Annotated in this window: 1 protein-coding gene; it reads left to right on the plus strand. The window is 59.7% G+C overall.

From position 1 onward, the window contains the following. The coding region (locus FLW16_RS43150; protein ID WP_142566738.1) for a Tn3 family transposase at nucleotides 1–412 on the plus strand (412 nt) is incomplete at both ends.

Here is a 412-nt window from a genome sequence, read left to right on the forward strand (position 1 = left end):
CGTTATCTTGGCGGCAGGGATCAACCTCGGCTTGCGCAAAATGGCGGATGCGACAAACACCCACACCTTCTGGGAATTGATCCGCATTGGACGGTGGCATGTCGAGGGCGAAGCCTATGACCGGGCGCTGGCCATGGTGGTCGAGGCACAGGCAGCGTTACCCATGGCCCGGTTCTGGGGCATGGGCACGTCGGCTTCGAGCGACGGACAGTTCTTCGTCGCTACAGAGCAAGGTGAGGCCATGAACCTGGTCAACGCGAAATATGGCAATACCCCGGGCCTGAAAGCCTATAGCCACGTCTCCGACCAATATGCGCCGTTCGCAACCCAGGTGATTCCTGCAACGGCAAGCGAAGCGCCTTACATCCTCGATGGCCTGCTGATGAACGATGCTGGACGCCATATCCGCGAG

Origin of the sequence: Microbispora sp. KK1-11, from assembly GCF_006874435.1 — a bacterium.
GTDB lineage: Bacteria > Actinomycetota > Actinomycetes > Streptosporangiales > Streptosporangiaceae > Microbispora > Microbispora catharanthi.